Annotated in this window: 13 protein-coding genes and 1 CRISPR repeat array; of the genes, 1 reads left to right on the forward strand and 12 read right to left on the reverse strand. The window is 42.5% G+C overall.

The window, feature by feature from the left end; all coding sequences use genetic code 11:
• The first annotated feature begins 6 nt into the window (after positions 1 to 6).
• Positions 7 to 1620: direct repeats of the CRISPR family, unit length 28 nt; unit sequence GGATCACCCCCGCCTGTGCGGGGAAAAC.
• Positions 1621 to 1648: 28 nt separating this feature from the next.
• The 11 genes from cas2e to FC62_RS04660 all read right to left on the reverse strand — a co-directional run bounded on the left by cas2e (position 1649) and on the right by FC62_RS04660 (position 15302).
• Positions 1649 to 2533, reverse strand: coding sequence for a type I-E CRISPR-associated endoribonuclease Cas2e (gene cas2e, locus FC62_RS04610; RefSeq protein WP_056947146.1), 885 nt, complete (start codon positions 2531 to 2533; stop codon positions 1649 to 1651).
• A 3-nt stretch (positions 2534 to 2536) separates the two neighbouring features.
• The gene (gene cas1e / locus FC62_RS04615; protein WP_054745649.1) at positions 2537 to 3481 is read right to left on the reverse strand and encodes a type I-E CRISPR-associated endonuclease Cas1e; all 945 of its coding nucleotides are present in this window, start codon (positions 3479 to 3481) and stop codon (positions 2537 to 2539) included.
• Positions 3482 to 3483: 2 nt separating this feature from the next.
• Positions 3484 to 4134: a type I-E CRISPR-associated protein Cas6/Cse3/CasE gene (gene cas6e / locus FC62_RS04620; RefSeq protein ID WP_056947149.1), complete on the reverse strand. Its 651-nt coding sequence runs from the start codon at positions 4132 to 4134 to the stop codon at positions 3484 to 3486.
• A 15-nt stretch (positions 4135 to 4149) separates the two neighbouring features.
• Positions 4150 to 4869: a type I-E CRISPR-associated protein Cas5/CasD gene (gene cas5e, locus FC62_RS04625; protein WP_056947152.1), complete on the reverse strand. Its 720-nt coding sequence runs from the start codon at positions 4867 to 4869 to the stop codon at positions 4150 to 4152.
• Positions 4850 to 5926: a type I-E CRISPR-associated protein Cas7/Cse4/CasC gene (gene cas7e / locus FC62_RS04630; RefSeq protein ID WP_056947156.1), complete on the reverse strand. Its 1077-nt coding sequence runs from the start codon at positions 5924 to 5926 to the stop codon at positions 4850 to 4852. The genes cas5e and cas7e overlap by 20 nt, the downstream gene beginning before the upstream one ends.
• Positions 5916 to 6539 (reverse strand): type I-E CRISPR-associated protein Cse2/CasB, encoded by a 624-nt coding sequence (gene casB / locus FC62_RS04635; RefSeq protein WP_056947158.1) that lies wholly within the window; start codon positions 6537 to 6539, stop codon positions 5916 to 5918. The genes cas7e and casB overlap by 11 nt, the downstream gene beginning before the upstream one ends.
• Positions 6529 to 8244, reverse strand: a complete 1716-nt coding sequence (locus FC62_RS04640) for a type I-E CRISPR-associated protein Cse1/CasA (RefSeq protein ID WP_056947160.1) — start codon at positions 8242 to 8244, stop codon at positions 6529 to 6531. The genes casB and FC62_RS04640 overlap by 11 nt, the downstream gene beginning before the upstream one ends.
• Positions 8237 to 11008, reverse strand: coding sequence for a CRISPR-associated helicase/endonuclease Cas3 (locus FC62_RS04645; RefSeq protein ID WP_056947163.1), 2772 nt, complete (start codon positions 11006 to 11008; stop codon positions 8237 to 8239). Before FC62_RS04645 ends, FC62_RS04640 begins: the two co-directional genes overlap by 8 nt.
• A 165-nt stretch (positions 11009 to 11173) precedes the next feature.
• Positions 11174 to 11530, reverse strand: coding sequence for a hypothetical protein (locus tag FC62_RS04650; RefSeq protein WP_156849157.1), 357 nt, complete (start codon positions 11528 to 11530; stop codon positions 11174 to 11176).
• A gap of 157 nt (positions 11531 to 11687) precedes the next feature.
• On the reverse strand, positions 11688 to 13466 hold the full coding sequence (locus tag FC62_RS04655) for an FAD-dependent oxidoreductase (RefSeq protein ID WP_056947165.1): 1779 nt from the start codon (positions 13464 to 13466) through the stop codon (positions 11688 to 11690).
• 3 nt (positions 13467 to 13469) lie between these two features.
• Positions 13470 to 15302 (reverse strand): FAD-dependent oxidoreductase, encoded by a 1833-nt coding sequence (locus tag FC62_RS04660; RefSeq protein ID WP_075362809.1) that lies wholly within the window; start codon positions 15300 to 15302, stop codon positions 13470 to 13472.
• A gap of 108 nt (positions 15303 to 15410) precedes the next feature.
• Here FC62_RS04660 and FC62_RS04665 point away from each other — a divergent pair, with 108 nt between their 5' ends.
• On the forward strand, positions 15411 to 16301 hold the full coding sequence (locus tag FC62_RS04665; protein ID WP_056947171.1) for a LysR family transcriptional regulator: 891 nt from the start codon (positions 15411 to 15413) through the stop codon (positions 16299 to 16301).
• Between the two features lie 167 nt (positions 16302 to 16468).
• Here FC62_RS04665 and FC62_RS04670 read toward each other — a convergent pair whose 3' ends face one another.
• On the reverse strand, positions 16469 to 16699 hold the full coding sequence (locus FC62_RS04670; RefSeq protein WP_056947175.1) for a hypothetical protein: 231 nt from the start codon (positions 16697 to 16699) through the stop codon (positions 16469 to 16471).
• Positions 16700 to 16754 lie beyond the last annotated feature (55 nt).

A 16754-nucleotide genomic window follows, 5' to 3' on the forward strand; every position in this document is an offset into this window, starting at 1 on the left:
CTAGTGGGATCACCCCCGCCTGTGCGGGGAAAACATTACGCAAAACAAGGTAGATGTCGATGCGGCAGGATCACCCCCGCCTGTGCGGGGAAAACAAACTTCAAAATTACGCCAAGGGGGGAAGACAAGGATCACCCCCGCCTGTGCGGGGAAAACATCAAGCCTGCAGAGCCTGCCAAGATGAAATGAGGATCACCCCCGCCTGTGCGGGGAAAACCATTGACTGTCGAACGGTCTACACCCTCATGAAGGATCACCCCCGCCTGTGCGGGGAAAACCAACAACTAATATAAATTGTTTGACAGAAATTAGGATCACCCCCGCCTGTGCGGGGAAAACTTTTAACCTCCAGATTGAGGTTTGCCTTTTTAAGGATCACCCCCGCCTGTGCGGGGAAAACTCATCCTCTCTTTGTGGGTACCTCTTTGATAAAGGATCACCCCCGCCTGTGCGGGGAAAACGCAACGCTGATAACGCCACAAGACAAATCAGTAGGATCACCCCCGCCTGTGCGGGGAAAACATAGCCAACCAACCCCCTTAAATAACAAGCCTGGGATCACCCCCGCCTGTGCGGGGAAAACTAATCCTGATGACAACGCAACGCCCGTGGATAAGGATCACCCCCGCCTGTGCGGGGAAAACGGACTAATCTGTTTTATTAGGTACTCCTGAGTGGGATCACCCCCGCCTGTGCGGGGAAAACGCTTTAAATGACAAAGATTAAGGTTAATGTTGAGGATCACCCCCGCCTGTGCGGGGAAAACAACGCATTACGCAAGTGCAATTGGCTAAAAAGAGGATCACCCCCGCCTGTGCGGGGAAAACCCATCTTTGCGAGCTCTGACGATGCCCTTACTAGGATCACCCCCGCCTGTGCGGGGAAAACGTTCCCTGATGATATTGATGATGGCGTAACATAGGATCACCCCCGCCTGTGCGGGGAAAACGAGAACAATGTATGAGTTTGTGAAAACCATGTAGGATCACCCCCGCCTGTGCGGGGAAAACGAACTCCGACCATTTTTCGTTTTGGAGGAATGGGGATCACCCCCGCCTGTGCGGGGAAAACTCTCCTGCTCTCTTCTATATTTATATAATACAAGGATCACCCCCGCCTGTGCGGGGAAAACCAATATCTTATGGTACCGGGACTGCTTTTAGTGGGATCACCCCCGCCTGTGCGGGGAAAACGTGATGAGACGAAGTTTAAGCGAGTGGTGGAGAGGATCACCCCCGCCTGTGCGGGGAAAACAAGCAATATATAAGAAAAACGGGCACTATGAGAGGATCACCCCCGCCTGTGCGGGGAAAACGCGCCGTTGTCATACCTAGCACGGCCTACCGCGGGATCACCCCCGCCTGTGCGGGGAAAACCCTTTTTCACCAAAATAATAACTTGGTCTACCGGGATCACCCCCGCCTGTGCGGGGAAAACAACGGTTCAAAGTATACATAGTAGCCGGCGCCGGGATCACCCCCGCCTGTGCGGGGAAAACTCTAACCTATTAACGGCGTTAGCTTTTACAACAGGATCACCCCCGCCTGTGCGGGGAAAACACCGGCCGCGCTTCAGTAGCGGTCTTTGCAATAGGATCACCCCCGCCTGTGCGGGGAAAACACTAAAAGATCCCTTATAAATCAACATTCTAAAAATATAGTAAACTATTTTTTATGAGTTGATCCGCAAGCTTTGCCGTTGCCAGCGCATCTGATTCCGCATGATGTGGGTTAATATTTTCAATACCATATTTTGCCAGAACTGTCTCTAACCGATAATTATTCAAAAACAGTTCATTTTTCTTCACCACTGTTCTCAAATCAGTAATTTCATTTTCTACTTTCAACATACCATTTTCAATCAAATTTTTGTTGATAAAATTGATATCGAAGTTTACATTGAATCCGATAATTGGTAAATTTTCAACAGTATCTACAAATCTACTTAATGCGCTAACAATATCAACTCCTTCAGTCTCCAACCATTTGTTTGTATATCCAGTTAATTTAATTATTTCATCTGAGAGTGGCTCGTCAATTTTAATTAGAATTTGTTTTGGATTGTCAGCAACACCGTGATTAATCTTGACCATACCAATAGCAATAATCTTATCAGTATCAGGTTCTAGACCAGTTGTCTCAATATCAATTGCCACAAACGAAACGTCTGGTGGCTCACTACGTTGTTTTTGCTTTGAAAACTTTGCTGCACGCCTAAATTTTGCGGCATCACTATAGCCCACTTTGATAAGAGGGGTAGCATCTTTAACCTTGACAAGTAATGGAATCCCATCATAATCTCTAACTTCATAGTAGCGATTGGTAGTTCGGAATTGATAACCAAATTCATTGCGTGCATTAAATGCCATTGTCGCTCGTCCCTGTCCTACATTATCTACTATTTTGTCCCACAATAAATCACGAATTCTCGCACTAGGATTGCCAACAAAAATTCCTACCTGGATTTCTTGACACCACTTAGATAACTCACCACGCAAGGCCGGAGGAACGCTCGTTAACGTAATAACAATCATCAACTAATCCTCCGTTCTCAAATCGTAAGCCACACCAAACTTCTGTAAACCTTCCTTGTCGTCCCAAAGGTTAAGAACATCAGACTCAATCCTCTCTATCTCCTTGGTGTTAAACAAGTACTTAAGGTCTTTTACCATCCTCACCATTAGTTTACCATCAACAAACGCATCCCTCATTGCCAACCTAGTGATGCGCCCGATATCATCATCTGGTTGAAGATTCTTAACTACATTGAAAGCAATTGGAATGGAATACTCTCCTTTATATAAATCCGCAAAATCATAGATAAATGATAAATCATTGCCAGTATGCACAAATCCCAATCCAGGTGACAATCCCAAGGCCGCCACGACGCTGTAGCTTAACCCGTAGAGCGCAACATTTGCTGCAGTCAAAGCCTGATTTATCGGAGTTCCAGATGTAAAATCATCGGGATTATATTGTCTTTTATCCCAAGCTACACCAGTCGTCTTGGATGAATTTGCATATATTTTGCGAACTCTTGCACCTTCTTTTCCGCGCAGTTCCTGCATGGTCAGTTTAGATACATCTTCATTTGGAAAGCGGAGTTGGTACATCTTTCGTGCAACAGAAACCCTCATCTTACTATTAGAGACTAACCGTGCCTGTTCTTGCAGCAAAACAGTTGAATGTGAGAGCGCTCTTCCATGCGCGTATTGCCGAACACCACGCTCACCAACCCAGACAACACTGGCTCCCAAATCTCCAATCAGCTCCATAGCCCTATGAGTAACGTCAACTCCTGGCCCCAAAAGCAGAACGCTGATGATTGCTGCAGGAACTAAGACTGTTGCTTGTTCATCAGTAACTAGAATTGCATTATCTCTTCGGTTAATTTTCACATGTTCGAGATATAAAAAACTTACACGATCACTAATTCTACTAAGTTCACTAACATTTGGCTTCTTACGACCGATTTCGACCATGTTTATGCCTCCGGAATAATTGTCAACAATCCCATACCGTAAGCTTTCTCACGCCCAATACCCTTTGTTAACGCTAGCTTAAACTTTTCTGCATCCGTGACTGTTAGTAGGCCTTCAAAGGTTACACGACTGATCCGTACTTTATTATTGTGACCGTGATAAAGATTTGAAAATTCACGTTCAACAACATCAAATGCGTAATCTCCCAAAGGATCATCATTTAGTTTAAAACCATTTGAATCTGATTTTTTGATAAGCCAGGCTCTCTGTTTAGCATTAGCTAAAATAGGGTATACTGTACCTCTAGGTTGTCCCGGTTTAGGAATTGAAATTGTCGGATTAGCAGTTAAACGAAAATACGCAGATTGTCCATTAACGATGCTGTTAAGGAATGAATCATAATTTTTACTCTCTGCAGTTCCCTTTTTACCAAAGCATTCCAACAAATTTAAATCAGGCTTTTCTTCGCTCAATACAAGGAGATATTCATCACCTTTAAGACGATCAATTCGCCATAGATGTCTTCCTCGCTCACCATTTGCCACCTCATTTGGAAAAGCTTGTTCAACCCAATTGTGGTAAGCGCCAAGGTGTGTTAAAGTTTTTAGTTTTCTGCGGTTATTCGTATCAACTTGTACCCTTGATAAATACATCTATTTCACCTCCTACTATAAAAAATTCATGATGTCGTGTTCCGTATCCCAACCCAGCTTCTCAAATTGAGGATTTATCAACTCAATCGACTTCTCCGCAATTCTCCGAAACTCAAATTGGCGACTCTTTTGAGAAAAAGAAACAACTTTATCCTTTTGAAGATAGTATCTTTGATCCGGTAAAAGGTTCGCATCAGCGACGATATCAACTTGAACTTTATCTTGCTTTTTTTGCTTTTTTTGAAACCACTTGGCAGCCTGCCATTGAAGACTATCAAGTATATTAATTGGTGTTGTATCTTCATACACTTTGGTTTGCAACATACCACCAGGAACGTTCGCCCGTCGGCCAAGAAATAACGAGAATCTTGGATGTCTCAACGAATATTGGATTTTTTCAATCAATTCAGAATCTTCACTACCAATAGCCACCACGAAAACAGCATCTTGTAGATAGTCTCGATAAGTTATTTTTGATTGAATTTGCTTACCTTTTTGCATATGAACCATCTGAAAGTCCTGTAATGCTCGTCCTGGCTGATCTATTCTAACGGCAAAAGCCAGATTATTTAATCTATTAATAGCCGGATTATCGCGCTCATAGCCAAAAGCAGCTGCAATCATTCCAATTACCGCACTTTTAGACGGATAACCGAGTGTCGTTCTGTAATTGAAATTTGCTTCACTACCATATGATTGTAAAAGACCAGCCAACCTAATTGTTACTGTCTTCATAGCTACCTACCTCTACAATCGTTTGAGCTACTTGATTCAATAACTCATTTAAACTATTAGTTCTTTGCGAAATTGAAGATTCCTTTGTCGTTAACACAAGGGTTTTAACTGGTTTATCCACAAAAGCTTCAGTCTCAGTAAACTCTTGCTCCAATTTTTTAATTGATTGAGTCAGATAACCAGATTTTGATTTAACAGGTTCTTCAAATGCTGAGGCAAGATTAACAGGTGTATCATCACGAATAGTGACCAACACGTAATTAGGAAGAGTTTTATTGGCATAACTATTTTGTTTACCGGTTGGCATCGACAATATGAAGCTCTGCACGAATTTTTCAATACTCTCCGTAAGTTGTTCTCCTTGAAGATTTTCACTCAGTTCTCTGACGTTTACATTAGCATAGCGATAAAGAGTCGAAGAATTATACTCAATTGTCCCCATCATACCAGCTCCGGCGTTGTTTTCTTCCTGCAGATCGTCTCTACCAGTATAAAAATCAAACTCCGGTACTATTTCGTGTGTCGAAAAGGCATGGGCTACCTGAGATGCACCTTCGACATTTAATTCTGGGTTTGTTGCAACCATTCTCCCAAAAAGAGCCAAATCCAATGAATTATTTTCCATGAAGGCTTTCTTCAATTCCTTCTTGTCAAATTGCTCTAATCCCTCTTCACTCAAGATCAGTTTGACCAAGTTGTTCAACTGCCACTGGCTAATGAACAAAAGTGTGTCAGTTGATTTTTTAACTCCAATGGTGTCCAATGCCTTTTCGGCCATTTTTTGAGCATCTTCTAACGAAATATCCGCTTTTTGATCCACAAGTAACTTAGCTAGTCTTGCCAGAACCTTTTTTGATCTAATTCCCAGGTTATCGCTTAACGGATTTAGATTAAAATCTGCTCGCATCGCGTTCTTCCAACTCTGAGAAGATACTCGTGATCGTAATGTTCCACCATAATAAACTGTCTTTGGCGATCCTGCGTCGTCACGGTTAATGTTTGCTGCAGGTACGCTTTGTAGCACGTGAATATCGATATAAAGATTCTTATTTTGCATTGTTATTTTCCTCCTGATTTGTCATCTTTTCTAGCTGATCAAAACTACGATAAAAATCTTGCCCCCACTGCAAACGGACTTTATTTGCAGATTTATAGCCTGTTTGATACCAAAATATATCTTCCGCTAATTGTGCAAAATCTACAACAGCACCCGTTTTTTTACCCTTCAACACACCTACAAGTCGTGTCAAAGAATTGATTGTTGTTTCAAAATTCGTCGTAGCTAGGACCTGAGTAATTTGCCGTCTCAAAGCTGTAGAATCATCTCCAGCATTCTGAATTCCTGCCATTGCCTGAAACAACGTTAGTGTTTTGTCCCCATCATTACGTTTGTAATAAGGAGTATAGAGTAACTGTTCTACACCTTGTTGGTAAATAGCATAGAGACGAATCGCGGTATAAACAGCTATTTCTTCTCGTGTAGGCGTGCCTGTTCTGCTCAAATCTTGTTCGTCAAGGTTTGCAAGAATGTAAGGCCAGACAACTGTAGCTCCAGGATCAGTAATTGATTTTGACGTCCTGAGCGCCGCAAGCGCCCCCTTGTCTGGTTTTGCGTCGGCTTGAATTGCCGTGATAATCCTATCTGCTTTATTTCTAATCTTATTTGGCATTCTTAAACACCTCCAATTCTAACGAATTCCATACTCTTCGCATAAAAGAGTTGTATATAGTAAAAATATTTGTTTGAACCTGATCTTCCACTTTTCCTCTGATAACCTTTGATGTAGCAGAATCCATTTGTGATTTTGCCAAGTTTTGGACAAGCTCCCAGAGTGTTTTGCGCCACTCTAGTTCTTTCATATCTCGATTATCATCAGCATGAATATTGTTCAACCAACTTTCAAAGGGTTGGTTCAGAAGATCGTAGAATTGACCCATTTCATGGTCTGAAGCTTGTCCCTTGCCGCCCTCGAGTCCATTAATATTGGACAAAAATCCATAGTACATTTTGCCGACATTTTCAATCTGTTCAACTATTTTTTCGATGCGTACAGTCCACCTTCCAGCAATATCATCATCGAACAAAACATCCGCATAAAGAGATAATTCTCCATGAATCTCTTCCACCGGTAATTGTGAAGTTGCGTTTCCGTCATTAATAAACGAAACCGAACTAACATTGACGTGAAACGAATCATCGATATAACCGTTATTTTTTAATTGTCGTAACCAAGCAATTATACCCGGCTCTACCTCATTTCCGCTGTAGTCAGTTCCAACATATTGACCAAAATCTCTCCACATAGCCTTGCTGATTGACCACTTACTCTTGACTGCTGGCACAAAATCGATGTTCCTTTTCTTATCCTTGTTTTTCTTCCAGGTCGTCATTGGCTCAAATGGATTTTGTTCGATATCAAGCTTAGGTAGTCCAGCACTAAAGATTTGTGGACCTTCATCTTTCCAACTAATGTGTAGCATTCGCGAAAGAGAAGTATATAGTCCAGCAATATCATTTGGAAAAATATTTGATAAGCGCAACTCTGCGTAACTGAGTAAATTCGTTTCTTCCCAAATCGGTTTTTGTAAATTAAATTCACCTTGGTGGTTTGGGTTAAACAAAAGCAAATTAAGCATAAGAGTTTGAAATAAGTCTGATCCGCGAATAAAAACCGGACTGATTTGAAACAGCCAGCCAGGGCTGATTGAATATTTTTCCTTAGACTGGACCTTCGTTTTGTCTGTCACTCCCGTTAAGCCTTGATAAGTAATCACCCATCTAACCAACTCTGGCAAATCGATTTTATCCTTTTCATCATTACTTTTTGGGGAGAAGACGAATGATGTATTACCACTTTCGGAAATAGAACGATTGATTTGTTTAATTAAAACTTGTCCACTACCTTTTTCTATCTTCTTGTCAGCAGAAACAAGACTATTATATTCATCATGTGTTACCTGCATAAAAGGATGTTCGCCCAAGAAGTCAAAACGATTACTGTATTCATTCAGATAATCAAATACTTTTCGGCTAAAACTACCGCTGGTAAACGTCTGGTTCCAGGAATCAAGTAGTTCTTGACGTTGATCGTCCTCAAAGATTTTCACCCTAGTAACTTGATAACCATTCGAATCGTAGTCAAGCCAGTTGTAGCCCTCTCCTTGTGCATCAAACCGCGAATACACTGTTGTCAATATAGCAAGTAAAATTCGCATGATGGCAAAATCTTGTACCCGCATTTCACCAGCGAGCCTCTCGTACTGACGTGCGTTTTGTAATACATCAATCAACGAGACACTAACCGTGTCGCCTGAATCTTTTGCTAACACCTTAATCCATGGCTCGGTTAAAAGATTATATGATTTCCTATCCATTTATTCTCTCCTTTGTTAAGCCAAACTTTGTTGAATAACGATACCTAACCCCCCCCACTTCGACTTCGTTTTGTTCATCTAAAACAATAGCTAATGCTCCACGTAGCCATTTATTATCCGCCCAATCAGGAAACTGGCTTCTCGTGAATTTCTCTAAAATTTTGATAGTATCAATTATTTTATATGAAGAAACCGTGAGACGAAGAATCTGCATGGCAATAGCTTTGGCTTGGATATGCAAGTTTTCATTCACAATCTTTGTCCCATCCAACAAGAAAATTTGACCCTCACTATCTTTCTTGAGAACTAAAACTTCAATTGAATCTTGCACGATATTTCTCACCGACCGGCTAGCCATTTCATCATCAAAGATAGCTTTAGGATTATCAAGCCAGCCGTGAATAGATTTATTTCTAACATAACTAGGTGGATCAATTGGATATACCCCGGCCTTTTTTTCTAATTCGGCTGACACCTGAGCCTCTTTTTTCTTAGCTTCCTGTAGGCCATCAATCTCCCCATTCAATGCATCATCCACTTCATCGTAAACTAGCTGTGTTAACCGCGGAATATCCGCAGGTATATTAAGGACCTGTGGCAGATAATACCTTGTTTTCATTAATAGATATCGTCCATAGATAGCCTCAGATCCCTCATTAAATTCTCCTAAGTGACTAAAGCTTCCATCCATCACAACTAATTGTGGTGTGCTTAGTTGTTTAGGACGTTTATTTTGATGTCTCTGTAGGCGGCCAACGCGTTGAAGAATTAGATCCATTGGCGCCAAGTCGGTGTACAGAATGTCAAAGTCTATGTCCAAAGACTGCTCCAGCACCTGAGTCCCAATGATTACGAGCTTTTCAGGTCTTTGACCATTTTTGCCAATCTTTTCCAGCAGTTCATTTTCAATTTTTGTCCGTTCGGTCGCAACAAATGCTGAATGGAGAACCAAAGTTGGGGCCTTACCATCTAGTTCATATCCTATTGCTTGTGCTCTTGCAACGGTATTGACAATCACACCCACAACTCCGCCATCCGCTGTCTTTTCAAGAACGGAGGATACTAAATCTGCCAGCTCATCACTCATCAACTCAACTTCAACTTGCTTTCGCTGTTCCGGTGTAGGCGTTTCGCTAAATTGTTGAACTCTATCACCATCAAGCAACGTGACCAAGGGATAAGCAATATTTTTTTGCCAGCTATTGGTAGCTTCTTTCTCCTCAAGATATTTTTTGGCACCAAATCTTCCTTTGTAATACTTCAAAACCAAGTCTCTTCTTCTTGCTGCGGGTAGCGTAGCAGAAAGCATCACAACAGGGACGTGATAGGCACCAAGCCACTCAAGTGCTCTGTCAAGGTAAACATTCATGTAGGTATCATAAGCATGGACTTCATCAATTACCACCACCTTTCTGCTCATACCCAGGTGACGCAGTGCAAGGTGCTTTTGCTTGAGTGCAAAAAGAAGCAGGTTATCAATTGTTCCAACAACATATTCATCAAGAATTGACTTCTTTCCGCTGAACCAACTATTAACCACCGCTCCAGATTGATTATCAACACCGGTCGCATTAGGTAGTGCACGATATGATTCATTAAACTCAGCTCGCCCATGCATTAACTTAATTGAATTTTTCAGACCGCTTTTTTTACTCTGCTGGTCAAGCCAATCCTTTATTCGCTCAAACATCGCATTGGACGTAGCTTGGGTAGGTAATCCATAATATAAGCCCATTTCGCCTTGACGAAATGCCAACTGTTGTGCAGCAACCAGAGAAATTTCTGTTTTCCCAGCTCCCATCGGTGCCTCGATAATTACAAGACTCGGATCAACAGCTTTATCAATTGCTTCCGTAACAAGAGTCTGGAATTTACGAGCATGGAAGTGCCAAAAATCAAAATATGGATCATTGCTCGTTTTTATCTGTTGTAAGATTGGTTCATCAGTTGTGGTCCAGGCTAACCAAGCATTCTTGAATCGAGTATCAAAGTCGATATTGGCAATAGTTTCATCCACAGCGATTAGCGGAAATAGTGGATGGTCAGAGCGATTATTTTCCAAATACTCACTTGAGGCCAACCAGTCAGCCATAATAAGCAGTCCCTCAACGATAACGGATTGCTTCTGCGAAAAATCAGCCAATTCCTGCACACTATTCAGTCCAACATAATTCAAACCAAACTCCAAGATCTCTTTCTGAACATCTTGCCACTTTTGTTGAATCAATTTATTGCCATCATCTTGAAAATAATTAGCTGTGAAATCACAAATGTCATTTTTAGGTGGTCCTTTTTCAGGTTTCCCGTGATGACCGCCAATAATTGCGCCAATAGTGCTGGATACGCCAAATTTTTCTAATAGCGCTTCGCCAGCACGTGCATGAGGTGATTCGTTCTTATGAGCAATTACCGCAGTATCTAGTCCAGTAAAACCAGCTCTGATTAAATGCTCCAATACAGCTTGGTCTAATTCAGCATTGTGGTCGTATGATTGTTTTCGCTCAAAAACGGCGGTAGCCTTTCCTAAGTCATGTATAAAACCGATGAATTGGATTGTCTGCCGTACGGATTCCTCATCCTGACCGTCAGATACAAGTAATGCACGTTGCCCATCACTAAGACAATGATTATAGAGTGCGTTGATGACATTGGCAGTATCGATGAGATGAGCAAGCAGGGGGAGCCACACGGGTTCACCAGTTGAAGACGTTCCTTTTTTTGCCCACAAAGCGGCGACTTTTGGATCTAAATTATCACAGTTCAATAAAACACCCCCTAATTTCTTTATGAATTCAGTATACTTCTTCCCCATTAATTTGCAAGCGTTTTTTTGAACGTTATATTTGCATATAAAATTTTGTAAATATATACCTACAAAAACGGTTCTAAAACATTCATTTAGTGTCTTAGAACCAACTTAACTATTAACTTATTTTAACGGCAACCAAACCTCATCACAACAAACTGTCTTACCCGTAACTTGATCAATGTTAACAAAAATTAACGATGTGAGTAACTTACCGGTAGGCCGCAAATGATGTTTATTGGCATAAGCAAAGAGCGGTTTTGCCCAATCTAGCTTACCAATAGAATCGCCATCACCGAGGATCACTGAATGCAGACATTTTGAATAATAAATCTCACTTACCCGATTGCTCGTTTCAAGACCAAACCGATAGAAATACTCTTCTTCAATCAGCATCCCAATCTCACTGCTTGCACTCGGCTTGTCGATATTATCAATGTCAAATGTATACTTCAATGAAGCCGAAGTAATTGGCATCAACTTATTCCACTTTAAATATTCAATATTTTGCTGTTGGTTATTATCATGAGGCAAATACAGATTACGAATAAAGAGTTGTTTGGTCGTTGGGATGAGAGGAAGTGTTGGATTAGTGGGAAAACAAAAAAAACTGACAAATTTTGCCAGTTTCTTTAACTTAGTTTAGACCAAGGATGGATTTAGCCGCTCTTCGACCTTGATGAATAATACCGCCAATAGCCGTGCCTGAGCCGGGGTAATATGAACCTATCCAACCACCCGCATTGAGGCCAGCAGCATACAGTCCTGTGATTGGCTGGTTAAATAAATCTAGTACATTACAGTTCACATTAATCTTCAATCCACCAATTGCGCCGAGGTTGCCCGGTGTATTGCGGTAGGCATAGTATGGGCCAGAAATAGACGCCAAACCAACGGTACGTTGATATTCTCCATCACGACCGTTCGCCACATTTTCATTCCAGTTATCAATACTACGTTTTAGATTCGTAGCAGGAATACCAATCTTTTCAGCCAAATCTTCAACACTCTCAGCTTGAACAACTAGACCTTTTTCGATATCCGCATCAATCGTATCGCTCTTAAACGGGCTAGCGGGTTCCTCCAACGCATTGCGACCGAATATTTGGTAAGTCGGCTTATTCAATTTCTTCTCTTCGTTAAAAATCTCACGGAAAACGTAAGCATAAGTAGCTTCTTCATTAACAAATCGAAGGCCATTCCCGTTGACGAAGATTGAAGGAATCGTCGGTATCTGATTATTTGTCCCGTTACCAGTGCGTGCATCGAAGTCGATAGTTCCACCGAAGCCAGTTACAGCAGCACCTAACTTCATGCCAAGAACGATTCCGTCACCGCGATCGGTTTTCACACTCCAACAACGATGCGCACTGACATCAGCATAGTGCTGAGGACTTAAATCTTTAGCAAGCTCAACGTTTTGATCAACCGAGGCAGTGGCGAGTACAACGCCTCGTCTAGCCTCAAGATACTCCAAGTTTCGACCATCTGAAACCACAACTCCCGTGACAGCATGATTATGCTCATCTGCTTCAATTAAACCAATAACAGCAGTATTATAGCGAATTTGTGCACCTAAACTTAGGGCATACTTAAGTAGATGCTGCGTCAGCATAATGCCATCACCTGCGCCACCACCATTATCCGAGATATGAATTCTCTCGGCAAAATCTTCAGTCGCATATGGAATTGTTGTGTGACCATAAACGCCAGTCCATTGCACACCCATCTTAGCTAGCCATTCCATATTTGCTGGCGCATTTTGTGTGAAATCATGTACAAGGTCACGGTATAGCCTGCCTTCACCCGTCTTCATGTATTCAGCTTCGTGTCGTTCGGGAGTATCGGATTCGTCCTTCGTGAACTCCTTCTGCCATTTAGTACCTGCGGCCTGCAGGACACCACCGGAGTAATTTGTGGTCCCACCAGCAATTCCCGCTTTCTCAATGACTAACACTTGCGCGTTATTCTCTGCAGCGGTCGCTGCGGCAGCTAGTCCCGCACCTCCAGAACCAACCACAATCACATCATATGAACCGATATAGTTAACATCTTTACTATAAACTCTACTCTTCAGCAACGGATAGTTAGCGGGAGCCGGACGCCCGGTTTTTGTACCAACTTGTTGCTGGCTGGCACCACTCACCGCATCGGTCTCTTGCCCAGTTGCACTGGCAAAAGCAGCCTGAGCAGCACTACGCAATGCACCGGTTGAGATACTTGCACCAGAAATCGCATCTACTTCAACAGAGCCTTCCGCGTTAGCTTTGTTCAACCACGTTTCGATTCCAACCGCACCAATTGTCCTATCTGACACATTTTCAGCCCGAACCGATGTAAGTTTTCCGTCTTCAACATTTACAACTGCAGTAATTTCATTATGAAAACCTTTTGATGTTGCTCGATATTCAGTCATTTTTCAATTCTCCTTTTCTGTCTTTTGAACTACCTGTTCTAATGCTGCCCCAACGGCCTCCTTGAAGGCTGTCACTGTTGTACTTGCTCCAGTCACACCGTCAACGTCCGCGCTATTCTTGGCAACGACCTCCTTGGGTAATATCTGCAAGGCTGATTGACCAATATTTTCAGTTTCCGACTGCTCAAGAACCTCGACGTCCATAATTCTGCTTGATACCGGTTCAACCGTGACGCGTACCACCAATTTATTGCCCATACCGTTGGTACTTACTCCTAAGTATTGATTCGGCCCCGTCTCATACTGTTTCTCAACCTCATCGCTTTCTAGTAGGCCACCAGCATCCCGTACTGGCTCATTGATTTCTCTCCTTGATAGTTGGGCGACATTATCACCGGCAATTTTGCCAAAAATCAGCAGTTCGGCTAAATCCTGACCAGCTTGATACTGGTTTACTGTGATAGAGCCTGCTTCTCCTGCGCCATATAGGCGTGGAATTGGTTGATTATGGCTATTAAGAATCTGAGCCTGTTCATTTCTTCTTGGACCACCCTGGGTGTTCAGAATTGCTGGTTGTAATTTAACTGCATGAAGTTGCCCAGAAAGTGGTGCCATTGTATCGTTCGACCGACCATAGGCATAATCATGACCAAGTGTGGCCTGTTCATTGAACTCCCGGATTGTCTGACTCAATGTTATCGGATCAATTCCCAGCTGTTCTGCGAGCTTTGCGGCAGACTCAGCTACCTTAGCACTACTCAATGCATCGTGTAGTTGTTCATCATCAACTGTATTTATTTTTGCCAATTGGTGCTCATCAAAGATAATCCATGAGTGGGTAGTTTGTGTGGGATGGCGTCCTGCACCATGACGGAAGAGGTATCCAGCACGCGAATGCTCTGCCTCGTTAAAGTATCTTGTTCCATCGGCACCAATTACGAAGACACTGCCTGTATACAACTCGGGCCAGGTATAAGTCAACCTTCCCCGTTCACCTCCGGATACCGCATAAGTCAGTCCATGATAAATACCACCGGAATTATAGATAGTGTTATGCCATTGATCGGCACCCACTTCCTGGCTCAGTCGAATACTATCTCCACGATTATAGAGAGTTCCCATTGGAACAATTTGTGGGATACCTAAGTTATCTTGAATCTTGGTCTGATCATTCTCAAACCCACCAGCTGTCAAGACGACACCCTGCCGCGCAAATAAATTAAGGCGGCGACCACTGCGCTCAACCTGAACACCCGCAACTGCACCTGTCTCATCTTGCATCAAGTGGATAGCACGGGATGAATACCAAATCGTAATCCGGTCGAGTCGCTCCAACACTTTGGCACGTAGCTGTGTCCAAAAGGCGCCATCTTCAATTGTTCTACCTGCATGAACCGTGAAGAGGTCATAGGCGTCGGCGCCGGGGTATTCAGGATAATCCGGGAAGTCTGCGGCAACCGATTGAACTGTCTCATGGTTCCGATGTGCCTGGAAACTAAACGGTGTAACGGAGAGGTAACGACTTAGGTAGTTCTCCATCTCACTAACACCTTTGGTAAAAGTCGTGATTAATTCCTGATCGAGTTTAAAAGGTGCAGCTAAGTGTTCGTAATAGCATTGAAAATTGGCTGCGTCCTTTGTACCACCAATCAACTGCCCACAGTATCGTGTGTTACCACCCTCATGTCCTGCAGGCGCTACATCTAAGAGAAGGACTTTACTGCCTTGATCGGCAGCAAATCTGGCGGAAGTTGCGCCAGCTCCACCAAAGCCAATTACAATGACATCGAATACACCATGCCAAACGAAATCTTTTATTGCTGAAATTTGCATCATTCCACCTCCTGATATCGCTTACATTGTTCATGTTACTATTTTCACAGGTTCGTGGTAAACTGAAATCAGCATTGCTTATCAGATAAACTTATTACAGGCAGGTAGAGTATGAATCTGGAACAGTTAAAGATATTTATCCACACAGCAGAAACGCTCAACTTCAGCAGAACGGCCAAAGACATGCACTTATCACAGTCGGCAGTCTCGCAGTCGGTTAACTCACTCGAGAACGAACTCGGTATTAAATTATTCACACGCGATACACACCGCGTTGTCCTAACACGACCGGGGCAATCATTCTACGGTTCAAGCATCAAACTACTCATTAATTTCGAGGATATGCTGCAGACGGTGAAGAATTTAGATACAGCTGAGAAAACCAATTTGGTCCTTGGAATGCTTGGCACACCATTAGATAATACGGTGATGCCATGGGTGATTAGGGACTTCAACCGACTGTACCCCGAAATTAAAATCTCAATTCGGTACTTCACCCACGATGAACTGGAACATGCGCTTGCAAATAAAGTTATTGATGCAGCTATTCAGACTGCCGATGATGTTGCTACGAACGCCTACTTCCATCTATTTGCTGAAGGCAAATTTGCGGCAATTATTGCTAATAACGAACCTCTGGCGATTAGAACAGAGCTTTCCATCAGAAGCCTTGATTATCACAATCTGATCTTCCTGCTCGAGAGTCAATGCTCACCGCAACAAAAAGAATTGCAACAAAAAATCGCGGAGCTTTGTTCAAACTCCACGATTTATTATGCAAACAATTATTTAGAAGAATTGGCGATGGCGAAGACCGCCCTTGGTATCTGTATCCTACCGTTCATTAAACTAGCAGGATTTCCGCAAAAGGATGAGCTAGTTAGTGCTCTGCCAATTAGGGAAAGTAGCGAGATTGGCTATGGTGTGGTTACTAAAGGAAAAGCCATCAATCCAGCAACCACGACTTTTATTAATTGGATTGAGCAGAATAAGTTGAGTTAAAATCTTCAACTAGCTAGTAGTCAAGGGAGTGCGGCAGGTCGTGAGTGTTTTGGTATTTCCTAAATCGATAACTAAATGGTGGTGAGGTACGACAGGTGGCCACTAAAGTGATCTCGATGTAAATAGTTTAGAAACGTTAAACTTGGTCCGCTGAACTTATATTTAAGTTACTCAGGCCAGTCGTACGATCTTTCTTTCGTAACTGATTCGGTTGTTGTAACTTGGTCATGTTTCCACCAGTCTGAACGTTTTTTAGGAACAACATTTCCCTTGATGATGTAACAGCGAGAATACTCGGCGTAGTAGTTATCGAGAAAGTCATCATGGAAACCTTTCTTATTATTGAGTGTTGGTGGTTCTAACGATACCTCTTCTTGCTCTTTATTGGTTTGCTTCACGATGTTTCTCCTTTATATTTAATATCTTTGATTATACATGATATTAATAAGATGA

The sequence above is a fragment of the Amylolactobacillus amylotrophicus DSM 20534 genome, from assembly GCF_001434555.1.
In the GTDB taxonomy this organism is placed as follows: domain Bacteria; phylum Bacillota; class Bacilli; order Lactobacillales; family Lactobacillaceae; genus Amylolactobacillus; species Amylolactobacillus amylophilus.

Excerpts from the sequence above, each read along its gene's own strand:
- cas2e (WP_056947146.1), bottom strand. The coding sequence starts at position 2,533 with ATGATTGTTATTACGTTAACGAGCGTTCCTCCGGCCTTGCGTGGTGAG.
- cas6e (WP_056947149.1), bottom strand. The coding sequence starts at position 4,134 with ATGTATTTATCAAGGGTACAAGTTGATACGAATAACCGCAGAAAACTA.
- FC62_RS04640 (WP_056947160.1), bottom strand. The coding sequence starts at position 8,244 with ATGGATAGGAAATCATATAATCTTTTAACCGAGCCATGGATTAAGGTG.
- cas5e (WP_056947152.1), bottom strand. The coding sequence starts at position 4,869 with ATGAAGACAGTAACAATTAGGTTGGCTGGTCTTTTACAATCATATGGT.
- FC62_RS04655 (WP_056947165.1), bottom strand. The coding sequence starts at position 13,466 with ATGACTGAATATCGAGCAACATCAAAAGGTTTTCATAATGAAATTACT.
- cas7e (WP_056947156.1), bottom strand. The coding sequence starts at position 5,926 with ATGCAAAATAAGAATCTTTATATCGATATTCACGTGCTACAAAGCGTA.
- FC62_RS04660 (WP_075362809.1), bottom strand. The coding sequence starts at position 15,302 with ATGATGCAAATTTCAGCAATAAAAGATTTCGTTTGGCATGGTGTATTC.
- FC62_RS04665 (WP_056947171.1), top strand. The coding sequence starts at position 15,411 with ATGAATCTGGAACAGTTAAAGATATTTATCCACACAGCAGAAACGCTC.
- casB (WP_056947158.1), bottom strand. The coding sequence starts at position 6,539 with ATGCCAAATAAGATTAGAAATAAAGCAGATAGGATTATCACGGCAATT.
- cas1e (WP_054745649.1), bottom strand. The coding sequence starts at position 3,481 with ATGGTCGAAATCGGTCGTAAGAAGCCAAATGTTAGTGAACTTAGTAGA.